This is a genomic window from Sedimentisphaera salicampi, assembly GCF_002117005.1.
GTDB lineage: Bacteria > Planctomycetota > Phycisphaerae > Sedimentisphaerales > Sedimentisphaeraceae > Sedimentisphaera > Sedimentisphaera salicampi.
Genome location: NZ_CP021023.1, coordinates 764,543 through 783,090, shown reverse-complemented (window position 1 = coordinate 783,090; position 18,548 = coordinate 764,543). Strand labels below are relative to the sequence as shown.

The window sequence follows — 18,548 nt, the reverse complement described above, 5'->3', positions numbered from 1 at the left end:
TTATTTAATATTTATCCTGTCAATCCTTGCCCCGTAGCAAAAGCGGTTCGGGGCTGTAAATCCTGTCAAAATCACATCTCCCCTCCGTTTCCTCCGGTATCTCCGTGTCAAAAACACATTTTCCGCATAAGAATAAAATTGTGTATTGCGTGGCGCCGTCCTTGCCGGCAGAGAGCCTTCCCTCATTTATGTGCCTGTCCCCCCTCCAATGTAAATTTGATTTATACCGAGCCTGTCCGCCGGAGGCGGAGAGCAATCGGAGAGAGAGAATGATATATCTATTTAAAAACCTCTGTGTAATCCGTGTAATCTGTGGATTATATATATTTCCTCTGCGTCTGTCCGCCTGCGGCGTATAGATTCGGCTTAAAAAAGCTTTGCCAAAAAATATTGTCGCACACGAAGCTTGGTATTCTGAAATTTTAGTTTGAAATTTTTTTTCATTGAGTTATACTTCTCCTTAAAAGTTTAGGAAAGACTAACATTTTTCTCGGAAGCAATTAGGGCAAAGGATTATGAAGCTTACTGAAGTGCCTGCGGGCAAAATTTGCACGATAAAAAGCATATCTGCAGAAGACAGATATCTAAAGCGTTTCGTAGAAATGGGGCTCCGAGCAGGGGCTTGCGTTAAAGTTCTTCGTTTTGCGCCTTTGGGAGATCCGATAGAAGTAAAACTCGGCAATGCCTTTATCTCAATCAGGTGCGAGAATGCGGGGAACATTGAAGTGGATCTTGCGGATATATCAAATTGAAAACCAAACACCGGAACAATAATATGGAACAAATAACAGTAGGACTCACTGGCAATCCCAACTGCGGTAAAAGCTGCGTTTTCAACAGCCTTACTGGCGCAAAGCAGCATGTAGGCAATTATCCCGGGGTTACAGTAGAGAAGGTTGAAGGGTGGTGCGAGCATAAGGGCTATAGAATCAGAATTGTTGACCTGCCCGGTACATACAGCATCTCCGCACATTCAATGGATGAGAAGGTTGCGAGGGATTTCGTTCTCAGCGATGAGTGCGATGTGATTGTAAATGTAATAGATTCCAACAATTTCGAGAGAAACCTCTTTCTCACTACCCAGCTTTTCGAACTGAACAAGCCTTTGGTTGCAGCGTTGAATATGTATGATGTGGCAACTAAGAACGGCCTTGAATACGATAAAGAAAAGATCGGTACCTTCCTGAACGGAACTGCCGTATCCACGGTGGGCAACAAGGGCGAGGGGATAAAAGAGCTTCTGGATGCTGTTGTTTACGAGCATAACTGCCGGCGGGAATTCGACAACAGAATCAACTACGGCAGCGATATAGAAGAAAGGCTCGAAAGGCTCACATGCCTGATCTCCAAAGAGGTTACCGCCGGAGACGAGAAAAAAGCCCGCTACCACGCCCTTCAGCTTCTTCAGATGGACTGCGATATAAACGAATTCGGCGAGAATGCTGCAAAAGTGGCTCAGGAGGCAATCTCAGAGCTGAACCGTATGTACGGCGACAATCCGCACATCCTTATGGCAGAGAAGCGGTACGGGTTTATCTCGGGGCTCTTCGAGCAGACTGTACGCAAAACTGTGGAGATAAGGCACGATGCCAGCGATGCTATAGACAAAATCCTGCTAAACAGGGTGCTCGGGCTGCCGATATTCTTCGGGATGATGTATCTTGTGTTCAAGCTCACATTCTGGCTCGGCGATCCTGTGATGACAGTAATAGAGAACGGCTTCGATTTGCTCAAAGGCTTTGTAAACTCTGCCTGGCCGGCAGGCGCAGAAGGCCCGCTTCAGTCTTTGATTGTTGATGGAATCATAGGCGGAGTTGGCGGAGTGGTCGTGTTTCTGCCTAATATTATATTTCTGTTCCTTGCGATTGCGGTGCTTGAAGATTCCGGATATATGGCAAGGGCTGCATTCCTGATGGACAGAATTATGAAGAAAATCGGTCTTCACGGGCAGAGCTTTATCCCGATGCTTATCGGCTTTGGCTGCACCGTACCCGCAATTATGGGCACCCGAATACTCAACGAACGCAGAAGCAGGCTTACTACGATTATGATTCTTCCGCTAATAAGCTGCGGAGCGAGGCTGCCGATATACGCCCTGATAATCCCTGCATTCTTCCCAAAGCATCTGCACGGGTTTATGATGTGGAGTATGTATGTTATTGGCATACTGCTTGCGATTATTCTGGCCAAGGTGCTCCGCAAAACGCTATTCAAGGGCAAAAATACAGTGATGCTTATGGAGCTGCCTCCATACCGCGTTCCGACGCTCAGAAGCGTCTTTACCCATATGTGGCAGAAAAGCTGGCTATACCTAAAGAAGGCCGGTACCCTTATTCTGGCTATCTCAATCATACTCTGGGCTATGACCAGCTACCCAAAGCTTCCGGAAGAACAAACAGCGGGAATGGTGCCGAAACAGGCGCAGGCCGCAGAGCTCAAGCATACTGCAGCAGGCAGGATTGCAACCACTATCGAGCCGGCAACAAAGCTTATGGGTTTCGATTATAAAATCGGAACCGCACTTCTCGGCGCATTCGCTGCAAAAGAGGTGTTCGTGGCTCAGATGGGTATCGTGAATTCGCTCGGGGATGCAGGGGCCGAATCAAAACCGCTCAGAGAGAAACTTAAAGAGCAATACACACCGCTCCAGGGCTTCTGCATTATGCTGTTCTGCCTGATATCCACGCCCTGCGTGGCGACGGTGGCAATTTGCAGAAAAGAAACGCAGTCTTGGGCATTTGCTATGGGGCAGTTTATCGGGCTCACTGTCCTGGCATTTGTGATTACTGCTGCGGTGTATCAGATGGGGATCCTCATAACTTAGGAAAGGAGCAATTATGATAGAAAAGATTATTGTGGGGGCTGTGGTAGTTTTTGCGGCCGTTTTCCTTGTGTATTCTTTTGTTAAATCCTCAAAGGGCGAAACGCCCTGCGGGAAAGGCTGCCCGGCAGACTGCCCTGCGAGAAACAAAGGGTGCAGCCAAGATAAAATAGATCAAGACGAAAACAGCGAAAACGACCAAGAACACAAAGCTGAATAAAAATAAAAATTTCCAAGAAAAAGCCCTTCCCTGCAATTAAGCAGAGAAGGGCTAATGGGCGATGAGGGATTCGAACCCGCGACCCGCTGATTAAGAGTCAGCTGCTCTGCCAGCTGAGCTAATCGCCCCTTTGATAGGAAGGCGGATTTTATAGAAATTGCGGCTTAATGCAAGTGTTTTGTTAGGAATCCGAAAAAATACAAGTTGAAATTATCTTTATTTTTTTTCAGCAAACGATATACTTCTGCCTCGTTTTACAAAAGAAATAATTTTGATTTCGGCTGGTTAATAATGAAAAGTTTTGAAGAACTATTTGAAGAGCTCAAGGGCAAGATTGCCTCGCAGGATGAAAATTCCGGAACAGTGAAAGAATACAGCAAGGGCAAGCACTTCATCGGCAAGAAGGTGATAGAAGAGGCCGGCGAGGTGTGGATGGCGGCTGAATACGAAGGCAAAGAGAAAACCGCCGAGGAGATATCTCAGCTGCTTTATCATGCGCAGGTTATGATGATTGCCTCAGGGCTCGAGCTTGAAGACGTTTATAGGTATCTTTAAAAATTCGACGGCCTAGATTCAGGCTGCAAAGGTTACAATAAAGGGAAAAAGAAATGCTTAAAATAGCAGTGCCGAATAAAGGTTCGCTATCTGATGTTTCGCTGGATCTTATAAAAAAAGCCGGCTACAGCTGCAAACGCAGCGGGAAAGAGCTTTCAGTAGTTGACAAGAAAAACGAAATCGAATTTATATATCTGCGCCCGAGGGATATTGCTATATACGTAAGCAAAGGGATTCTCGAACTCGGGATTACCGGCCGAGACCTTGCTATAGACAGCAAATCGAGTGTTTGCGAGCTTCTCGGGCTGGGTATTGGAAAGAGCAGGTTTTTCTATGCCGCACCGAAGGAGCTGGATATAACACCGGAAGACCTTGAGGGCAAGAGAATCGCCACATCCTATCCGAATGTTGTCCTGCACGATTTGGCAAAACGCGGCGTCAGCGCTGAGGTTGTGGAGCTGGATGGAGCTATTGAGATATCGATACGTCTGGGTGTCGCCGATGCGATAGCGGACGTCGTTGAGTCCGGAAGGACGCTTACAGCAGCTGGGCTCAAAACAATCGGAGAGCCGATAATGGAATCCGAGGCGGCGGTTGTCGCTAAGAATGAGAGCATAATGGAAAACGAGCAGGTTCGGCTCTTTATCGAAAGGCTCAGGGGGATTATCGTTGCCAGAGAATATGCCATAATCGAGTATGACGTGCCGGAGGAAAAGCTCGAAGACGCCTGCAAAATCACCCCGGGTATCGAATCGCCTACGGTATCACCGCTCAGCAGACAGGGCTGGATGGCTGTGAAGGCTATGCTCCCGAGAAAGAAAATTAATCCCGCTATCGACCAGCTCGCAGAACTTGGAGCAAAAGGAATAATCGTTACACATATCCAGACTTGCAGAATCTGATTTGCAATGCCGGAAATAAAACCCTATTTTAGGTTAATCCATCTCTCTGAGCGGTTAATCTTATTATCAAGACTAACCGCTCTATATATAGTAATATCTTTTCCGCTTCACAGCTGCCCCATAAGTTCATAAATCTATCGTTGAGGGCTTGTCAAATACCCTCTTTTGATACAGGTAAAGCAGCGGTTTGCGAAGGTCTCTCAATGCCTTCCCTGCCGTTTTACAGAAATATTATATCAGGCTTTGCGTCTTCTGAGAAACAGCCCGCCTAATCCGAGCATCGCCATCGTTGCAGGTTCCGGCACTTCTGAAATTCTGATTGCCTTAATGTTTGCATAGTCGCTGTCGCAGCTCGAAGTTAAGTTTATGTTTCCGGTATCGGAAGTTACATCATCCCATATAAGCCAGTCGGGGCTGTCTCCTTCATTATATCCGCTCGCTGCAACAGCATCCCAGCTCTCCAGAGCGGCGGGATCGGTTATCCCTTGGTAGCTTCTGTCGGCGTATTCGTTATCGACAGTCAGGTGAAAAGTAGCACCATTTTCTACGCCATAAGCGCTTACAATTTCCACCTGATAGCTCTTACTGGTGCTCAGCCCGACAACTTCAATGCTCGCAGAGTCTTTATATACATTAAAATGGTCCATGCCGGCGTCATATTCCACCCAGCCAACATCCTGATCATTCTCAGGATGCCAACTTCCGTGCCATTCGCCATCCCAGTTTGAGCCAGTGATTGACAGATCAGTGGACGTCCCGTCGATGTAATCTACCAGACCTGTAACAGTTGAGTTTTTTTTGCTTTCATCAATAACATTCCAGTTCCCTGAAGCCGAACCATGATCGTTTGACAGGTCGATTCTCACATCAAGATAATTAGCCTTTGAAACACCTGTAAATGCGATAAGTAACGCTGCTGAAATACCAATTTTCAATAATTTCATCTTTACACCTTTTTCCTTTCAATAATTTCATCTTTACAACTTTTTCCTGATCAAAATATTTAGCGAAATAAACCCTATTATAATTATAATAGTACAATATGATTACTCGTATTTCAAGTCTGTTTTGCTTTTAATCATTTGTATCTGTACTATTTGGGGGATTAAATTTAAAACAGCTTTCTTGCCTTCGGCTAAACAGTATAATATCCTCCTGTTCGGAATTTGTATTAAAGTTGCCTTTGGTTAAAAGAGTGCCTGAAATGAAAATAACACCGTACGGCAAAGAAATAGACATAGCATCTCTGATGGAATCTCTGCGTATATCATTCGATAACTACCAGATTCCCATCGTTACGCTCATAGCCGTTCAGGAGAAGGATCCGTTCAAGGTGCTCATCTCTACAATGCTCTCTTCCAGAACCAAAGACCAGACCACCGCCGCTGCTTCAAAAAGGCTCTACGAAAGGGCGAATACTCCGCAGGAACTTGCCGAACTGCCGGAATCGGAAATCGAGAAGCTCATATATCCGGTTGGTTTCTGGCGCACTAAAGCCCCGAGAATAAAGGCCGCCGCACAGAAACTCATAGACAGCTTCAATGGGCAGGTGCCTCAAAGTATCGAGGAATTGATGAGCTTTGAAGGAGTGGGCAGGAAAACGGCAAATTTGGTGCTTGGCGAGGCGTTCCGCAAGGAAGCAATCTGCGTTGATGTGCACGTTCACAGGATATCCAATCGTCTCGGGATAATCGAAACAAAAACGCCCTACGAAACTGAGCAGATGCTGGAGGAAGTGCTCCCTAAAAAGCATTGGATAAGGTACAATACGTATATAGTCGCCCACGGTCAGCAGATATGCAAGCCGATATCGCCTATTTGCTCGCAGTGCCCGATAACTGCTTTCTGCAAGCGAATCGGGGTTGAAAAAAGCCGGTGAAACATTAAACTTCTCGTTTGTTTTGTAAAGATTTTCAGGTTCGACAAATGGAAAAAATTTTCAAGGTTATAAAAGGTGATATAACAAAGCAGCAGACAGATGCTGTGGTAAACGCTGCAAACAAAACTCTGCTTGGAGGCGGCGGTGTTGACGGGGCAATACACAGGACGGCAGGCCCGATGCTGCTTGCAAAATGCGTAACCCTCGGAGGCTGCAAAACAGGCGAGGCAAAAATCACTCCGGGCTACAATCTCTCGGCAGAATATGTGATCCATACCGTAGGGCCTGTTTGGAGAGGCGGAGACTACAACGAACCGGAGCTGCTTGCTGACTGCTATAAAAACTCTCTCAAGCTTGCAGAAGAATATAAACTCCGCTCGGTGAGCTTCCCTTCAATAAGCACAGGGGCATACCGTTATCCTTTGGCGGAAGCGGCAAAGATTGCAGCAAGAGAGATTGAAAGATTCCTGCAAACCTCAAAGTATGTGCAGGAAGTTTATTTGGTGGCATTCTCCGATTCTGCATACCTTACTTACAAGCATGCACCAAAAGAGTAGAGTTTTTTAGCAAGCATATTGCTTCTAAAGCGAGATTTTCTCATAATCTTTGAGCCAGTCGGCAAATTTTTCATAATTTTGTTTAGAATTGGTTTGACTTGGCCCATCAATTCTATAGAATTCCACGTTCCTTGTCAGCGAAAGCTTTCGAGGAGCTCATTAAAAACTTAACAGGGTACAGACCAGAATCGTTAGGAGTGCCCCTGATATTCGGCTCGCACTGGATATTGGGAGGCAGAAAATAATAACACAGGTGTGTTATAAATCATACTCCTTGCGAGAAACTGGAGTGTGAAGCATCCGTAAAAAATAAAATCACACAAAATCGCTTTTACAGTGAGATTGATGAGATAAGGATTTAAATTGAAGAGTTTGATCCTGGCTCAGAACGAACGCTGGCGGCGTGGTTAAGACATGCAAGTCGCACGAGCCTTTCATGGCTAGTGGCGAAAGGATGAGTAACGGATAGGTAACGTACCCGATGCACAGGTATAGCGTCGAGAGCTTGCTCTCTACCGAAAGGGGCGGTAATACCTGATAACATTGCGAGCTGCAGGGTTAGCAATCAAAGATTTATCGGCATCGGAGCGGCCTATTCCCTATCAGTTAGTTGGTGAGGTAACGGCTCACCAAGGCAACGACGGGTAGCGGGACTGAGAGGTTGGTCCGCCATATCGGGACTGAGACACTGCCCGGACCTCCACGGAGGGCTGCAGTAACGAATCTTGGGCAATGATCGAAAGATTGACCCAGCGACGCCGCGTGCAGGAAGAAGCCCCTCGGGGTGTAAACTGCTGTCAAGAGCAAGTAAGCGCAAGCAGAACTACTCTAAAGGAAGTCACGGCTAACTTCGTGCCAGCAGCCGCGGTAATACGAAGGTGGCAAGCGTTGTTCGGAATCACTGGGCTTAAAGCGTACGCAGGCGGTTTTTTAAGCGTTCTCTGAAATCCCCCGGCTCAACCGGGGAATTGGGGGGCGAACTGGAAAACTTGAGGCATACAGGGGCGGGTGGAACTCTTCGTGGAGCGGTGGAATGCGTAGATATGAAGAGGAACGCCAGAGGTGAAAACGGCCCGCTGGGTATGACCTGACGCTGAGGTACGAAAGCATGGGTAGCGAACGGGATTAGATACCCCGGTAGTCCATGCCGTAAACGATGTGCACTGGTTCGTGGTAATTCTGACATTATCACGGGCGTAGCAAAAGTGTTAAGTGCACCGCCTGGGGAGTACGGTCGCAAGGCTAAAACTCAAAGGAATTGACGGGGGCTCACACAAGCGGTGGAGCATGTGGATTAATTCGAAGCAACGCGCAGAACCTTACCTGGGTTTGACATGTTTGTATGCCTTTCTGGAAACAGAGTCTGGCTGCTCTCTTCGGAGAGTGAAACTTACACAGGTGCTGCATGGCTGTCGTCAGCTCGTGTCGTGAGATGTTGGGTTAAGTCCTTGAACGAGCGAAACCCTTGCCGTTAGTTGCCAGCAGGTTAAGCTGGGGACTCTAACGGGACTGCCGGTGTTAAACCGGAGGAAGGCGGGGATGACGTCAAGTCCTCATGGCCTTTATGCCCAGGGCTTCACACGTGCTACAATGGTAGATACAGATCGACGCAAAGCCGTGAGGTTGAGCAAATCGCACAAAGTCTGCCTCAGTTCGGATTGTTCTCTGGCAACTCGAGAACATGAAGTTGGAATCGCTAGTAATCGCGTATCAGCAATGACGCGGTGAATATGTTCCTGAGCCTTGTACACACCGCCCGTCAAGTCATGGAAATCGGGAGCACCCGAAGTCGGCTTGTCAACTCTTCGGAGAGACGGCTGCCTACGGTGAACTCGGTAACTGGGACTAAGTCGTAACAAGGTAGCCGTAGGGGAACCTGCGGCTGGATCACCTCCTTTCTAAGGGATGAAAAACTAAGCAGTATGGCAATTATGCCGAAATTTTAGCTGCTTGGCCTTTTACGTCAGACTCCTTAACGATTCAGTGCCCTGATAAGAATTTAGAAGCTCGGTGCTTAACAGCATCGGGCTTTTTTTGATTTTTAAAAGAGTCTGATATAATTGCCTGCTGAGACTTATAGGTTAAATGCGGCAATGATTTCCATTAAAGCCGGAGTGAGAATATTAAGAGCTTGCTCAAAATGGTGAAGTTCCTTTTAAGATAGAACCATTGAGGTGAATTATGTATAAAGGTGTTATTGAAGTAAAACCGCTTGAAGATTTCAAACTGGATTTAAAATTCGAAAACGGCGAAAGACGCGTTTTTGATCTTTCGCGTTATTTGAATAAAGGTAAATTCGCCGAGCTTAAAAATATGCAGATGTTTAATTCTGCCAGAGTAGCGTTTGACAGTGTTGAATGGGCTAACGGCATTGATATAGACCCAGAAACATTATATAACGAAAGTAAATGTTTTTAAATAAGGGTTTCTAAAGCAGATAAGCCGATATGTGCCGCTGGAGCAGGGTAAAGTAAATTGCTTTATATGAAGGCTGAAAAATTAGAAGATCTTGACAAAGCCTTTGATGAAGGTCTTTATATTGCTTAACTGCTGAATGTTTCGAGAGCCGGATATTCTGATTGTGAGTACAAATGAGTGAATGTGGATTCCCCATTTTGACTGGTAACGGAGCTTAACAGAAAATCCCGCAAGTTTGGGATAGCCGGCCAAAACTTGATTAAGACTCTTATTGAAAACCATTAAGCGTTTAGAAAATGCGGACAATCCAGCTCATACAAGCTTTCTCTTATCTTACCTGCAAACGCCTACCTTCTTGAATCTGAGGATATCTCCGTTTTGGTTTCTGCCCACCATACAGCTTTCCGAAGGTTCAATGAAAAGCGTTTCAGCTTCCGGCTCGGAGCCGTTTTGAGCGAGTTCTCCCGGGAGGTTCACCTTTATTCTATTTCCGGAATGTTTCCACCATGCCTTTGGGTGTGAGGCGATTTTTCCGTCCCGTACAAAATCATATAAACCCTTTTCTTCATAATTGATGCTCAGCCTCCAGCTCCCGAAAAGGTCTCTGGAAGACGGATTTGCCTTATCTGCGGTCATAGGATTTGTTTTGCTCAGCGGCTCCCCGGCCACAGGCCATCCGCTGGAAGTCCAGTAGAGCGGGCGCACCTGAATAATGCGTCTTTTGTGAAGATTGAATGTGTCGTATGTATGATGAACGAGCCATGTTTTCCCTTTCGCCTCTATCACCGAGTTGTGTCCGGGGCCGCGCCAGTTGTCGTTGTTTGAAAGCAGAAGGGCTCCGGCGCCCTCGAGCATTTTTTCTCCGTCGAGGCCGTGGTACGGCCCGAGGGGCTTGCCCGCTCGGCCTACCATTAACTTATACTCGCTCTCAGCCCCGTCGCAGCAGCTGTTGTAAGATACGAAGAGGTAATGGATGTTGTCTTTCTCGTAGTAGAAGGGGGCTTCAATCGCCGGCGGGTGGCTGTTTGGTCTTGCCGCTATCGGCTGGATATCGGGGTTTTCTTTTGCAGGTTTGCCTGTTTCGGGGTTGATCTCCACGCTTTTCAGCCCGCTCCAGAATGAACCCCAAAACATATAAGCCTTGCCGCTGTCAAGCTGAAAAACGCACGGGTCTATTGCGTTGAAGCTGCTTTTGCCCGGGAAAGATTCTACAACCATCCCGAGATCTTTCCACTCATAATCAGGCGAATCGGGATTCAGGGCTTTGTTCCGAGCCACTCCAATAGCAGACCGCTGGCTGCCGAACTGGGAAACACTGTAGTAGAGGTAATAATCTCCGTCCATCTTAACTATATCCGGAGCCCATACCGCATTTGGACTGCCCATCGGCTTTTTCGCCCATTCCGGCACAGGTGTATCAAAGGCCGTGTCAGACCTCTGCCAGTCAACAAGGTCTTTAGTTCGATAAATCGGCAGGCCTCTTCCAGTGCCAAAGGCGTAAAACCAGCCGTCCTCGGCCTGAATAATAGCGGGGTCTGCCAGTGATATAATCTCTTTAGAAGAACAGACTGAGCAAACAGCAGCAGCGAAAAACAGGATAGTAAGTTTGCGAAACATCGCTTCCCCTTTTGTTAATTAGTTCAAATTTACTGCACATTAATTTACTGAGAAAACGCAATTTTACCAGCAATTTTTCTCAGAAGAAAGATAAAACCGGTTTATTATGCGGAAGGGCGGGCAGAGGCGGAAATGTTCTATCTGCCAAGCTCCTTGAGTATGCTGATGCACTCATCTATCAGGTTTATATCAAAAGATCTGGCTGCAAAATCCAGCTCTTCTGCGAGGGCTTTGAGCTGCTGATTTTTGTTCTCTTCAGCGAATATCCTCAGGCTCCCTGCGAGTTCTGCTATTGGTTTCATAGCAAGGCCTGCTGAGCTTGCCTCTTCAATCATAGGCGAGATCTGCTGCTTATATTTCTCTGCGGCTTTTTTCGAGAGTTTTATGTTTTTATTTAGCTTCTTCCCCGCCCCTTTGCTTATTGTGTTTGAGGCGTTTTGTGAGAAGGTGTGGTCGAGGTATTTTTCAAGCACGCCCACCAAATCAGCCTTTGATACAGGCTTATGCAGCACATCATCAAACACGCTCATATCATAGTGCTGTTTTTCGAAGATATCCGCTGTAACAGCGATAAAGCTTGCACTGCTTCCAAATCTTGTTTTTTTAATTTCTCTTACAGCCTCATCGCCTGCCATCTCCGGCATCCTCAAATCGCACAGAACAACCTGCCCAGAGCTGTTTTTGAAATACTCTACAGCCCCGCTGCCTGATTCAAACGGCACGGGCTTTAAGTTCAGCGTTTTGAGCAGCTCGCACAATACCTTTAGGTTATCCTCATCATCCTCCACAACAACTACCTTGCAGGGACTGAATACTACCGATTCTGAATGGCTGTCATATGCTTCAATCTCGGCAAATTTTCTCTTGGGCAGATGCAGGCGGAAAGTGCTTCCCTTTCCTGTTTCGCTCTCAACGCTAAGCTCTCCGCCGAGGAGTTCGGAAAGCTTTGCTGATATTGAAAGTCCGAGCCCGCTGCCCTGATGTTTTTTGGTTGGCCCTGCATCAACCTGCTCAAAAGACTCGAATATCTTTTCCTGATCTTCCTTTTTAATCCCCGGCCCTGTATCACTAACCGTGAACTCTAAATCGTAGAGATCGCTTTTTCCGCTCGAATGGTACACTCCCGCCTTGAGGTCGATATGGCCTTCTTCGGTAAATTTTGCTGCATTGCCCAGCAGATTAACCAGAATCTGCCTCAGCCGTGCCCCATCTATTAGAATCCCGTTTACGGCAAGTTCCTTTGAGATGTTGAATTTGAGTCCCTTGCTCTTCATTCTGTTCTCGAATATTGCCTCAAGTTCATTCATCAGCGCCCCGATATCTACCGGCTTATTAGTTACCTTGAATTTTCCCGCATCAATCCGCGAGAGATCCAGCACATCATTAACCAGAGCAAGCAGCGAATTCCCTGCAATGTTCATCGATTCAACGTGCTTGAGCACAATCGGGTCGAGGTTGCTCTGCTTTACGATATTCCCGTAGCCGATAATCGCATTCAGCGGCGTTCTTATCTCGTGGCTCATATTTGCGAGGAACTGGCTCTTGGCGGTGTTTGCCTGCCTTGCCTGCTCTGCAGCAATCTCCAGAGACTGCTGATATTCTTTGAGCTCTGTAATATCCCAGTTTGTACCAGCCATATATTCCGGCTTGCCGTCTTTATCATACGTGATATCTGCCTTCCCTGCTATCCACCTTACCTGCCCGTTGTCTGTTATTATCCGGAAGGCAGTGTCAAAGGGAATATGATTCTCAAGGGCATCTTCAACAGCTTTGATCGCATTATCAGCATCGTCGGGATGGAGCATATCCTGCCAGTCGCTGTATTTCTGCACGGGATGAGTTTTTTTGTTTGCCCCGTAAACCTCGTACATTGAATCATCCCATATAAGCTCGCCTGTTTTTATATTGTATTCCCAAACCCCTACGCCGCCGGCCTTGGTTGACCGCTGAAGGCGTTCTGTAAGCTTTTCAATCTCATGCTCATTTTTGAGACGCTCGGTTACATCCCGCACAAACTCAATTACACCGATGATCTCGTTAGTAATGGGGTCTTTCATGGGATAGCTGAAGAGCTCAACATAAGACATTTCAGTTCCGGGGAGCCCTTCAACTATCTCATATTCTGTGTTTCCGGTTTTCATTGCCCTTATAGAGGGGCAGTTGCTGCAGGGCTTTTTGCTGTTGTGATAACACTCATAGCACTTTTTCCCTTCAAGGGGCAAATTCTGGGAATACCACTGCTCCATTTTTGGATTTGTGTACAGCACATCAAGATCTTTAGAAAGTACGCTGATTCCGTCCTGTATGCTCTCAAGGATGCTGTCGAGGAAGGTTTTGTTTTCCCGCAGCTCATTTTCTGCTTTAAGCCTCTTCGTAATATCCCTGCATACGGCCATTATTCGTTTTTCGCCCTTATACTCAACTAAGCTGTAATTTACGTCGTGGTATATTTTCTTTCCGCTCTTGGAGATGTGCGGGTGTCCGGAATTTCGCTTTTCCGAACCTTCTCTAAACACCTTTTCGGTGAAACTTCTGAAATCTTCTATATCCGACTCTTCACAAAGATCAGTTACATTTTTCCCTATCAGCTCTTCTCTGGTGTATTCGTAGTTTTCTTCTGCCGCTTTGTTGCAGTCTAAGATAAAGCCGTTTTCATCAAGTATGAGAATTACATCAAGAATGCTCTGATAAAGGCTCCTGAATTTTTCTTCGCTTTCTTTTATCAGCTCTTCATTCTTCTTTCTTTCTGTAATATCCCGAACCCATTCGACAAAGTATGCAGGTTCTTTTTCACCTTCCGGAGATATCGGCATCACCCTGATATCGAACCAGTTCCCGTCTGGGAGACGGGCTTCTCTATGAATCTGTTTGCCGGTTTTCAAAACCTCGCCTGCCTTGCAGTCCGGGCATATATCATCATAGCCGCGGTATGTCTTATAGCATTTCGAGCCTATCACCCTCTTGCTCTTGTCCACTGCTGCAAAGCCTTTCCAGTTGCTGAAAACGATATTCAGATCGCGGTCGTGCACGGATACCATATCGGGGATTGTATGGAGGATGGCATTGAATCGCTCTTCGCTTTCCCTTATCTTGCGCTGATATTCATACTGCTTTGTTACATCCCTGAACACAAGGACAACGCCAATCATCTCGTCCTTTGAATTTCTGATGGGCGCCCCGCTGTCTGCAATCTGATACTCGCTGCCGTCTTTAGATATAAGCACAGTATGATTGGCAAGGCCTACGATTTCCCCCTTCTCCAAAACTTTCTTAACAGGATTCTCCGCTGGTTCGTTAGTGCCGCCCTTGAAAATATTGAACACCTCAAATATATCCCTGCCGGCCGCTTCCTGCAAGCTGAAGCCGGTGAGCCTTTGCGCTACAGGATTGAATAATACAATCCGCCCCTCAGTATCTGTGGATATAACAGCATCCCCGATTGAATCGAGAGTAATCCTGAGATTCTCTTCGCTCTCTTCGAGTTGGAGGAGGGCTTTCTTCTTTTCGGTGATGTCTTCGGTGAATCCGAGGAATCTGTCTTCGCTGAGCTTCACTGCTGAAACAGACCACCATCTCCTCTCGCCGTTCTTATGGAAATGCTCTGTTTCTCCGTAGGAAAAGCCCATCTGGCAGAGCTGTTTGAAATGCTCCTCACCCAGCTTTTTGCTCTCAGGCGTGAGGAGATCAGGGATAGACATCTTCGTAAGCTCTTCATTGCTGTATCCTGACATCCTGCTTGCGCAGGGGTTAACTTCAAGATACCGGCCTTTGGAATCTGCAACGAACACCCCGAAAGGTGCGTTATCTATATAGCTGCGAAGTTTGGCCTCGTTTTCGGCAAGCTTTTCGGAGGCCTCTTTGCTTTTGGTTATGTCCTGTATGGTTCCGCGTATAACGTTTGCCTCTTTATCGTATTCTGCTATCGAATGGATCCAGCGAATTTTGCCGTCAGAGGGACGTTTGATTTTGAATTCTTCGTCGTATTTCTTCTCGCCGGTGAGGAGTTTTTCAATAGCTTCATTAAGCTGCTTCCTGTGTTTTTTAAGAGGCACTTCCTGAACCTCAGGGATGCTGTAGCTCTTTGCTGGATCCAGGCCGTAGAGTCTGCAGGTCTCCGGCGAGGCGAAGACCTCAGAAGTATTTAAGTTGAATTTCCAGCTGCCTATCTCGCCGATTTCCTGAGCCCTTTTGAGCTCTCTTTCGCTCTCATCAATACGTTTGCGGTTTTCATACTGCTCTGTTACATCACGGAACACCAGCACGGCGCCGGTGATATTCCCCTCCGCATCTTTTATCGGCGCCCCGTTGTCTGCTATCTGCCTTCTGCTCCCATCTGCCGAAACAAGAACCGTATCGTTAGCAAGGCCAACCTCCTCGCCAGTTTCCAATACTCTATCAACAGGATTGGCAACCTGCTCTTCTGTGCCCGCCCGCTTAAAATCCAGCACCTCTGAAACCCGTCTGCCGAGGGCATCTTCAGATTTCACTCCGCTAAGCTGCTCGGCGTTTGGATTCATAAGCGTAACCCTCGCCTGCGTGTCCGCTGCTATCACGGCATCTCCTATGGAGTTAACCGTGATGCGGAGATTCTCCGCCTGCTGCTGTTTTTCGAGTTCAGCCTTCTTGCGGCCTGTAATGTCAGTGCCGTAGAGGTTTATATATCCTGGCGGGTCAATCACAGAATACCTGAAACTGTAGGTTTGTTCGTTATATTCTGTTTCAAAACCGCCTGTTTCTGTGTTTGTCGAAATCTCGTTTGTTTTCTTCAGGAGTTCGTCTTTAATTACTTCTCTGCTGCCTTCAAACTTTGTAAATCTTTTTGCCGCCTCGTTGCTGTAGAGAACATTTTTATCGAAATCGATCCTTAAAACAGGGCTTGGATTCTCTTCCGGGAATTTTGAGAGCTCATCGATTCGTTTTCTTGCATCCACCTCCTCTGAAATGTCCGAGGCGTAGATGTTTATGTAGTTCTCCGGCGGAATTTTTGCAAAAGAAACGCGGTATGTCTTTTCGCCAAGCTTATAATTAAAAACTCCTGGAGAATTGATGCAGCATTCAATGAGCACCTGATCCTTGAAGTCTTTATTTAGCTTTCTTTCTTTTCCGCTTCCCTCAAGGAACTCCTCTCCGGCTTTATTAGTGTAGTACAGCTCGCCTATTTCGCTCATCCTCAGAACGGGGTTGGGGTTTTCGGAGGGGAATTTTGAGAGAAGACGGATTGTCTTCATAGATTCGAGCTCTTCGGTTATATCTCTGAAAACGCAGTGGCTTTTCACGGGATTTGAATCGGAGTCGTAGGAAAATCTCCCTTGGAACGAAACGGTAATCACGCTGCCGTCTGCCTTTATCATCTCAAAGATAACATTGTCTATCTCGCCGCAGGCTTGAAACTCTTGGAAATTTTCTTTGAAAGCATCTTTATACTCTTCGCTGAGAAAATCGCCAAACCATCTGCCAACAACATCCTGCTTTGAATATCCCAGATGCCCAAGCCAAGCGGGGTTTACCTCAATGAATCTGCCCTCCGGATCCAGAGACTGATAGGGCAGGGGGGCATTATCGAACATAGACTTGAATTTATTTTCGTTTATCCTGGAAGAGCTTTCCGCCTTCTTGATTTCATTTATATCCAGCACAACGCCAACCAGCCTTATGATGTTGTTGGCGGGCAGATAATCCTTAACCTGAGCGGAAGCCCTTGTCCATTTGTATCTCTCAGAGCTGATATAAACGCGCAGGTCTGCTGAGAACTGCTTGGTCTTGCCGGCGGCGCAGTCTGCCAGAATCGCATTGATCTTTCTGCGGTCTTCGGGATGGAGCTTATCAAGGATAATGGAGATGTCCTGCTCTTCTGAACTGTATTCAAGGCCGTTATTAACGAACCACTGCTCATTTGCTTTCAGCCTGCCGGTGATGAGGTTTAAATCGAAAACTCCAACATCTCCAACAGATGAGCTTGTATCGAAGACTTCCCGCTGAAGCTTCAGGCTGCTCACATCTCTGAGATAGCCGTTGAGGAATATCGCCTCGTCCTGCTCGTTTCTCACAACCTCTGTAAACCCTTCGAGCCATTTGATCCTGCCGTCTTTGAGGAGTATCCGGAAGCTGCAGTCGAAGCTGTCTAAGCCGCCGGAATTAAGGGCTTTTTCGAAAAGGCGGGTGTATTGATTCTGGTCTTCAGGGTGAATCAGGTTCACGAAAAAATTGTGAGATGGTTTGATGGATTTGTCCACCTCGAGAATTGAATAAAGCTGCTCAGACCACACCATCTCATCGGTTTTTATATCATAGCTCCAGTAGCCGGTGAGTGAGAGTTTGTGCGCCTTTTCGAGCCGTCTTTCTCTTTGTCTGAGCCGTTCGATTTCAAGCTTCTGCTCGGTTACATCCTGAATAGCGCCGAACCGCCTGAGGAATCTGCCGTTCTCATCGAATACGTTGATTGAATTAACGTTTACGTATTTAATGCTTCCGTCGCCCGCAATGAGCCGGTAGAAGAAGCTCTGGTGGACTGTGCCGTCGCGGATACCTGAGTCAATCTTGCTTACAGCCTTCTCCCTGTCTTCTGGGTGAATGTAGGAAAAAAGCTTTTCTCTGGGTAAAGGCTTTTTCTCAACGCCGAAAATCTCGTAGAAAGAGTCGCTTCCGGTGTAGAGCTTTGTTTTGGGGTCGTATGTCCAGGCGGCAGATTTCACCAGCGCATCAACGTTTTCTATTTCTATTGGGGCAGTGGAGGTGGGGTCTGAGATTTCACGCTCAATATCTCTCTTGAGCCACTCTTCGATAAGCTTCAGCCCCTTTTCTGCTGATTTGCCGATAGATTCCCCGCTGCAGGCGCAGAGCTGATAAGATACCCCTTTGTATTCAAACGGGTAAATCATACATTCACTGCAGCCCGAACATAGAGCTTTTGTTTGGAGCTTTAGCGGGGTGTTCTTTTTTCTGGCATCAAGCGCAGCCTCTGTGAATTCGCCGGAGAGGGAAATGTTTGGTGCGGCAAGTTTTTCCGGGGTTCCCGCAGCTACAAGCTTACACACGCCTTTTTCAAGAAAGGTGAGGAATATGACGCTGCATCCAGTCAGTCCTGCTGAAAGCCCAAGCTCATCGCTCCATTTAAGACTGTATTTTTTGTAGAAGTTTATCATTCAACTTCCTGCAAAGCCTGCCTTTGGCTATTTTCCAACCTGAATGTGTATGCACATACAAGCCTTTTTTAATATTTTGCCTTATCCTTTTGAACTGTGCAAAAGGGAGATATATTTTGTATTTGTAATTTATACTAACATAATCCAGCTTCATAAACAAGTGTATTTTAGCTTTATCCCTTTTATGTGTGCGACAATATTTTTTTACAAAATGCAAATCATTATGCTGCAATGCTTTGTAGAATTTATTGCTATCTATATTACTGAGCCAGTCCGCCTGCGGCGGAAAACTCGCTAAGGATTTTTTGTCTGCTGGTTTTGTTGGCAAGTAGAGGCGAACCTGCGCGAGCGCCTTGCCTGCGAAGCGTGAAAATTTGGTGGAAAAAACTTATACCTATTGCCTTCTCATTGCCTTTTGTCCACTTATTTCGTCCGCC

At 46.7% G+C, this 18,548-nt stretch carries 11 protein-coding genes, 1 tRNA gene and 1 rRNA gene; 9 read left to right on the top strand and 4 right to left on the bottom strand.

The annotated features are described in order from the left end of the window. Positions 1-515 precede the first annotated feature (515 nt). Genes STSP1_RS02955 through STSP1_RS02945 form a run of 3 tightly spaced genes read left to right on the top strand, consistent with a single transcriptional unit; the run spans position 516 to position 3,041 of the window. The gene (locus STSP1_RS02955; RefSeq protein WP_085754920.1) at positions 516-752 is read left to right on the top strand and encodes a FeoA family protein; all 237 of its coding nucleotides are present in this window, start codon (positions 516-518) and stop codon (positions 750-752) included. A 23-nt stretch (positions 753-775) separates the two neighbouring features. Then, positions 776-2,824, top strand: a complete 2,049-nt coding sequence (gene feoB, locus STSP1_RS02950; protein WP_085754919.1) for a ferrous iron transport protein B — start codon at positions 776-778, stop codon at positions 2,822-2,824. 13 nt (positions 2,825-2,837) lie between these two features. Then, positions 2,838-3,041: a FeoB-associated Cys-rich membrane protein gene (locus tag STSP1_RS02945; protein ID WP_085754918.1), complete on the top strand. Its 204-nt coding sequence runs from the start codon at positions 2,838-2,840 to the stop codon at positions 3,039-3,041. Between the two features lie 55 nt (positions 3,042-3,096). Here STSP1_RS02945 and STSP1_RS02940 read toward each other — a convergent pair. After that, a tRNA-Lys gene (locus tag STSP1_RS02940) sits at positions 3,097-3,169 on the bottom strand. 163 nt (positions 3,170-3,332) lie between these two features. Here STSP1_RS02940 and STSP1_RS02935 point away from each other — a divergent pair. Then, positions 3,333-3,596 carry a phosphoribosyl-ATP diphosphatase gene (locus STSP1_RS02935; RefSeq protein ID WP_085756648.1) on the top strand — a complete coding sequence of 88 codons (264 nt, stop codon included), beginning with the start codon at positions 3,333-3,335 and terminating at the stop codon, positions 3,594-3,596. Between the two features lie 53 nt (positions 3,597-3,649). Continuing rightward, positions 3,650-4,498 carry an ATP phosphoribosyltransferase gene (gene hisG, locus STSP1_RS02930; RefSeq protein ID WP_085754917.1) on the top strand — a complete coding sequence of 283 codons (849 nt, stop codon included), beginning with the start codon at positions 3,650-3,652 and terminating at the stop codon, positions 4,496-4,498. A 236-nt stretch (positions 4,499-4,734) separates the two neighbouring features. On the opposite strand, the gene STSP1_RS02925 is transcribed toward hisG, so the two are convergent. Then, entirely contained in the window at positions 4,735-5,442 is a 708-nt protein-coding gene (locus tag STSP1_RS02925) for a PEP-CTERM sorting domain-containing protein (protein WP_085754916.1), read from the bottom strand. A gap of 260 nt (positions 5,443-5,702) precedes the next feature. Here STSP1_RS02925 and STSP1_RS02920 point away from each other — a divergent pair, with 260 nt between their 5' ends. The 4 genes from STSP1_RS02920 to STSP1_RS02905 all read left to right on the top strand — a co-directional run bounded on the left by STSP1_RS02920 (position 5,703) and on the right by STSP1_RS02905 (position 9,352). Beyond that, positions 5,703-6,377, top strand: a complete 675-nt coding sequence (locus STSP1_RS02920; protein ID WP_118158566.1) for an endonuclease III domain-containing protein — start codon at positions 5,703-5,705, stop codon at positions 6,375-6,377. Between the two features lie 47 nt (positions 6,378-6,424). Then, positions 6,425-6,934: an O-acetyl-ADP-ribose deacetylase gene (locus tag STSP1_RS02915; RefSeq protein WP_085754915.1), complete on the top strand. Its 510-nt coding sequence runs from the start codon at positions 6,425-6,427 to the stop codon at positions 6,932-6,934. A gap of 360 nt (positions 6,935-7,294) precedes the next feature. Beyond that, positions 7,295-8,832 (top strand): 16S ribosomal RNA (locus STSP1_RS02910). Positions 8,833-9,115: 283 nt separating this feature from the next. Further along, complete coding sequence (locus tag STSP1_RS02905) at positions 9,116-9,352, top strand: DUF2442 domain-containing protein (RefSeq protein ID WP_085754914.1); 237 nt, start codon at positions 9,116-9,118, stop codon at positions 9,350-9,352. A gap of 333 nt (positions 9,353-9,685) precedes the next feature. Here the strand turns inward: STSP1_RS02905 and STSP1_RS02895 are convergent, their stop codons facing one another. After that, the gene (locus STSP1_RS02895) at positions 9,686-10,969 is read right to left on the bottom strand and encodes an arabinan endo-1,5-alpha-L-arabinosidase (protein WP_085754912.1); all 1,284 of its coding nucleotides are present in this window, start codon (positions 10,967-10,969) and stop codon (positions 9,686-9,688) included. A 137-nt stretch (positions 10,970-11,106) separates the two neighbouring features. Then, positions 11,107-18,111, bottom strand: a complete 7,005-nt coding sequence (locus STSP1_RS02890) for a PAS domain S-box protein (RefSeq protein ID WP_085754911.1) — start codon at positions 18,109-18,111, stop codon at positions 11,107-11,109. Positions 18,112-18,548 lie beyond the last annotated feature (437 nt).

Excerpts from the sequence above, each read along its gene's own strand:
- STSP1_RS02935 (WP_085756648.1), top strand. The coding sequence starts at position 3,333 with ATGAAAAGTTTTGAAGAACTATTTGAAGAGCTCAAGGGCAAGATTGCC.
- STSP1_RS02895 (WP_085754912.1), bottom strand. The coding sequence starts at position 10,969 with ATGTTTCGCAAACTTACTATCCTGTTTTTCGCTGCTGCTGTTTGCTCA.
- STSP1_RS02890 (WP_085754911.1), bottom strand. The coding sequence starts at position 18,111 with ATGATAAACTTCTACAAAAAATACAGTCTTAAATGGAGCGATGAGCTT.
- STSP1_RS02905 (WP_085754914.1), top strand. The coding sequence starts at position 9,116 with ATGTATAAAGGTGTTATTGAAGTAAAACCGCTTGAAGATTTCAAACTG.
- STSP1_RS02955 (WP_085754920.1), top strand. The coding sequence starts at position 516 with ATGAAGCTTACTGAAGTGCCTGCGGGCAAAATTTGCACGATAAAAAGC.
- hisG (WP_085754917.1), top strand. The coding sequence starts at position 3,650 with ATGCTTAAAATAGCAGTGCCGAATAAAGGTTCGCTATCTGATGTTTCG.
- STSP1_RS02920 (WP_118158566.1), top strand. The coding sequence starts at position 5,703 with ATGAAAATAACACCGTACGGCAAAGAAATAGACATAGCATCTCTGATG.
- STSP1_RS02925 (WP_085754916.1), bottom strand. The coding sequence starts at position 5,442 with ATGAAATTATTGAAAATTGGTATTTCAGCAGCGTTACTTATCGCATTT.
- feoB (WP_085754919.1), top strand. The coding sequence starts at position 776 with ATGGAACAAATAACAGTAGGACTCACTGGCAATCCCAACTGCGGTAAA.
- STSP1_RS02945 (WP_085754918.1), top strand. The coding sequence starts at position 2,838 with ATGATAGAAAAGATTATTGTGGGGGCTGTGGTAGTTTTTGCGGCCGTT.
- STSP1_RS02915 (WP_085754915.1), top strand. The coding sequence starts at position 6,425 with ATGGAAAAAATTTTCAAGGTTATAAAAGGTGATATAACAAAGCAGCAG.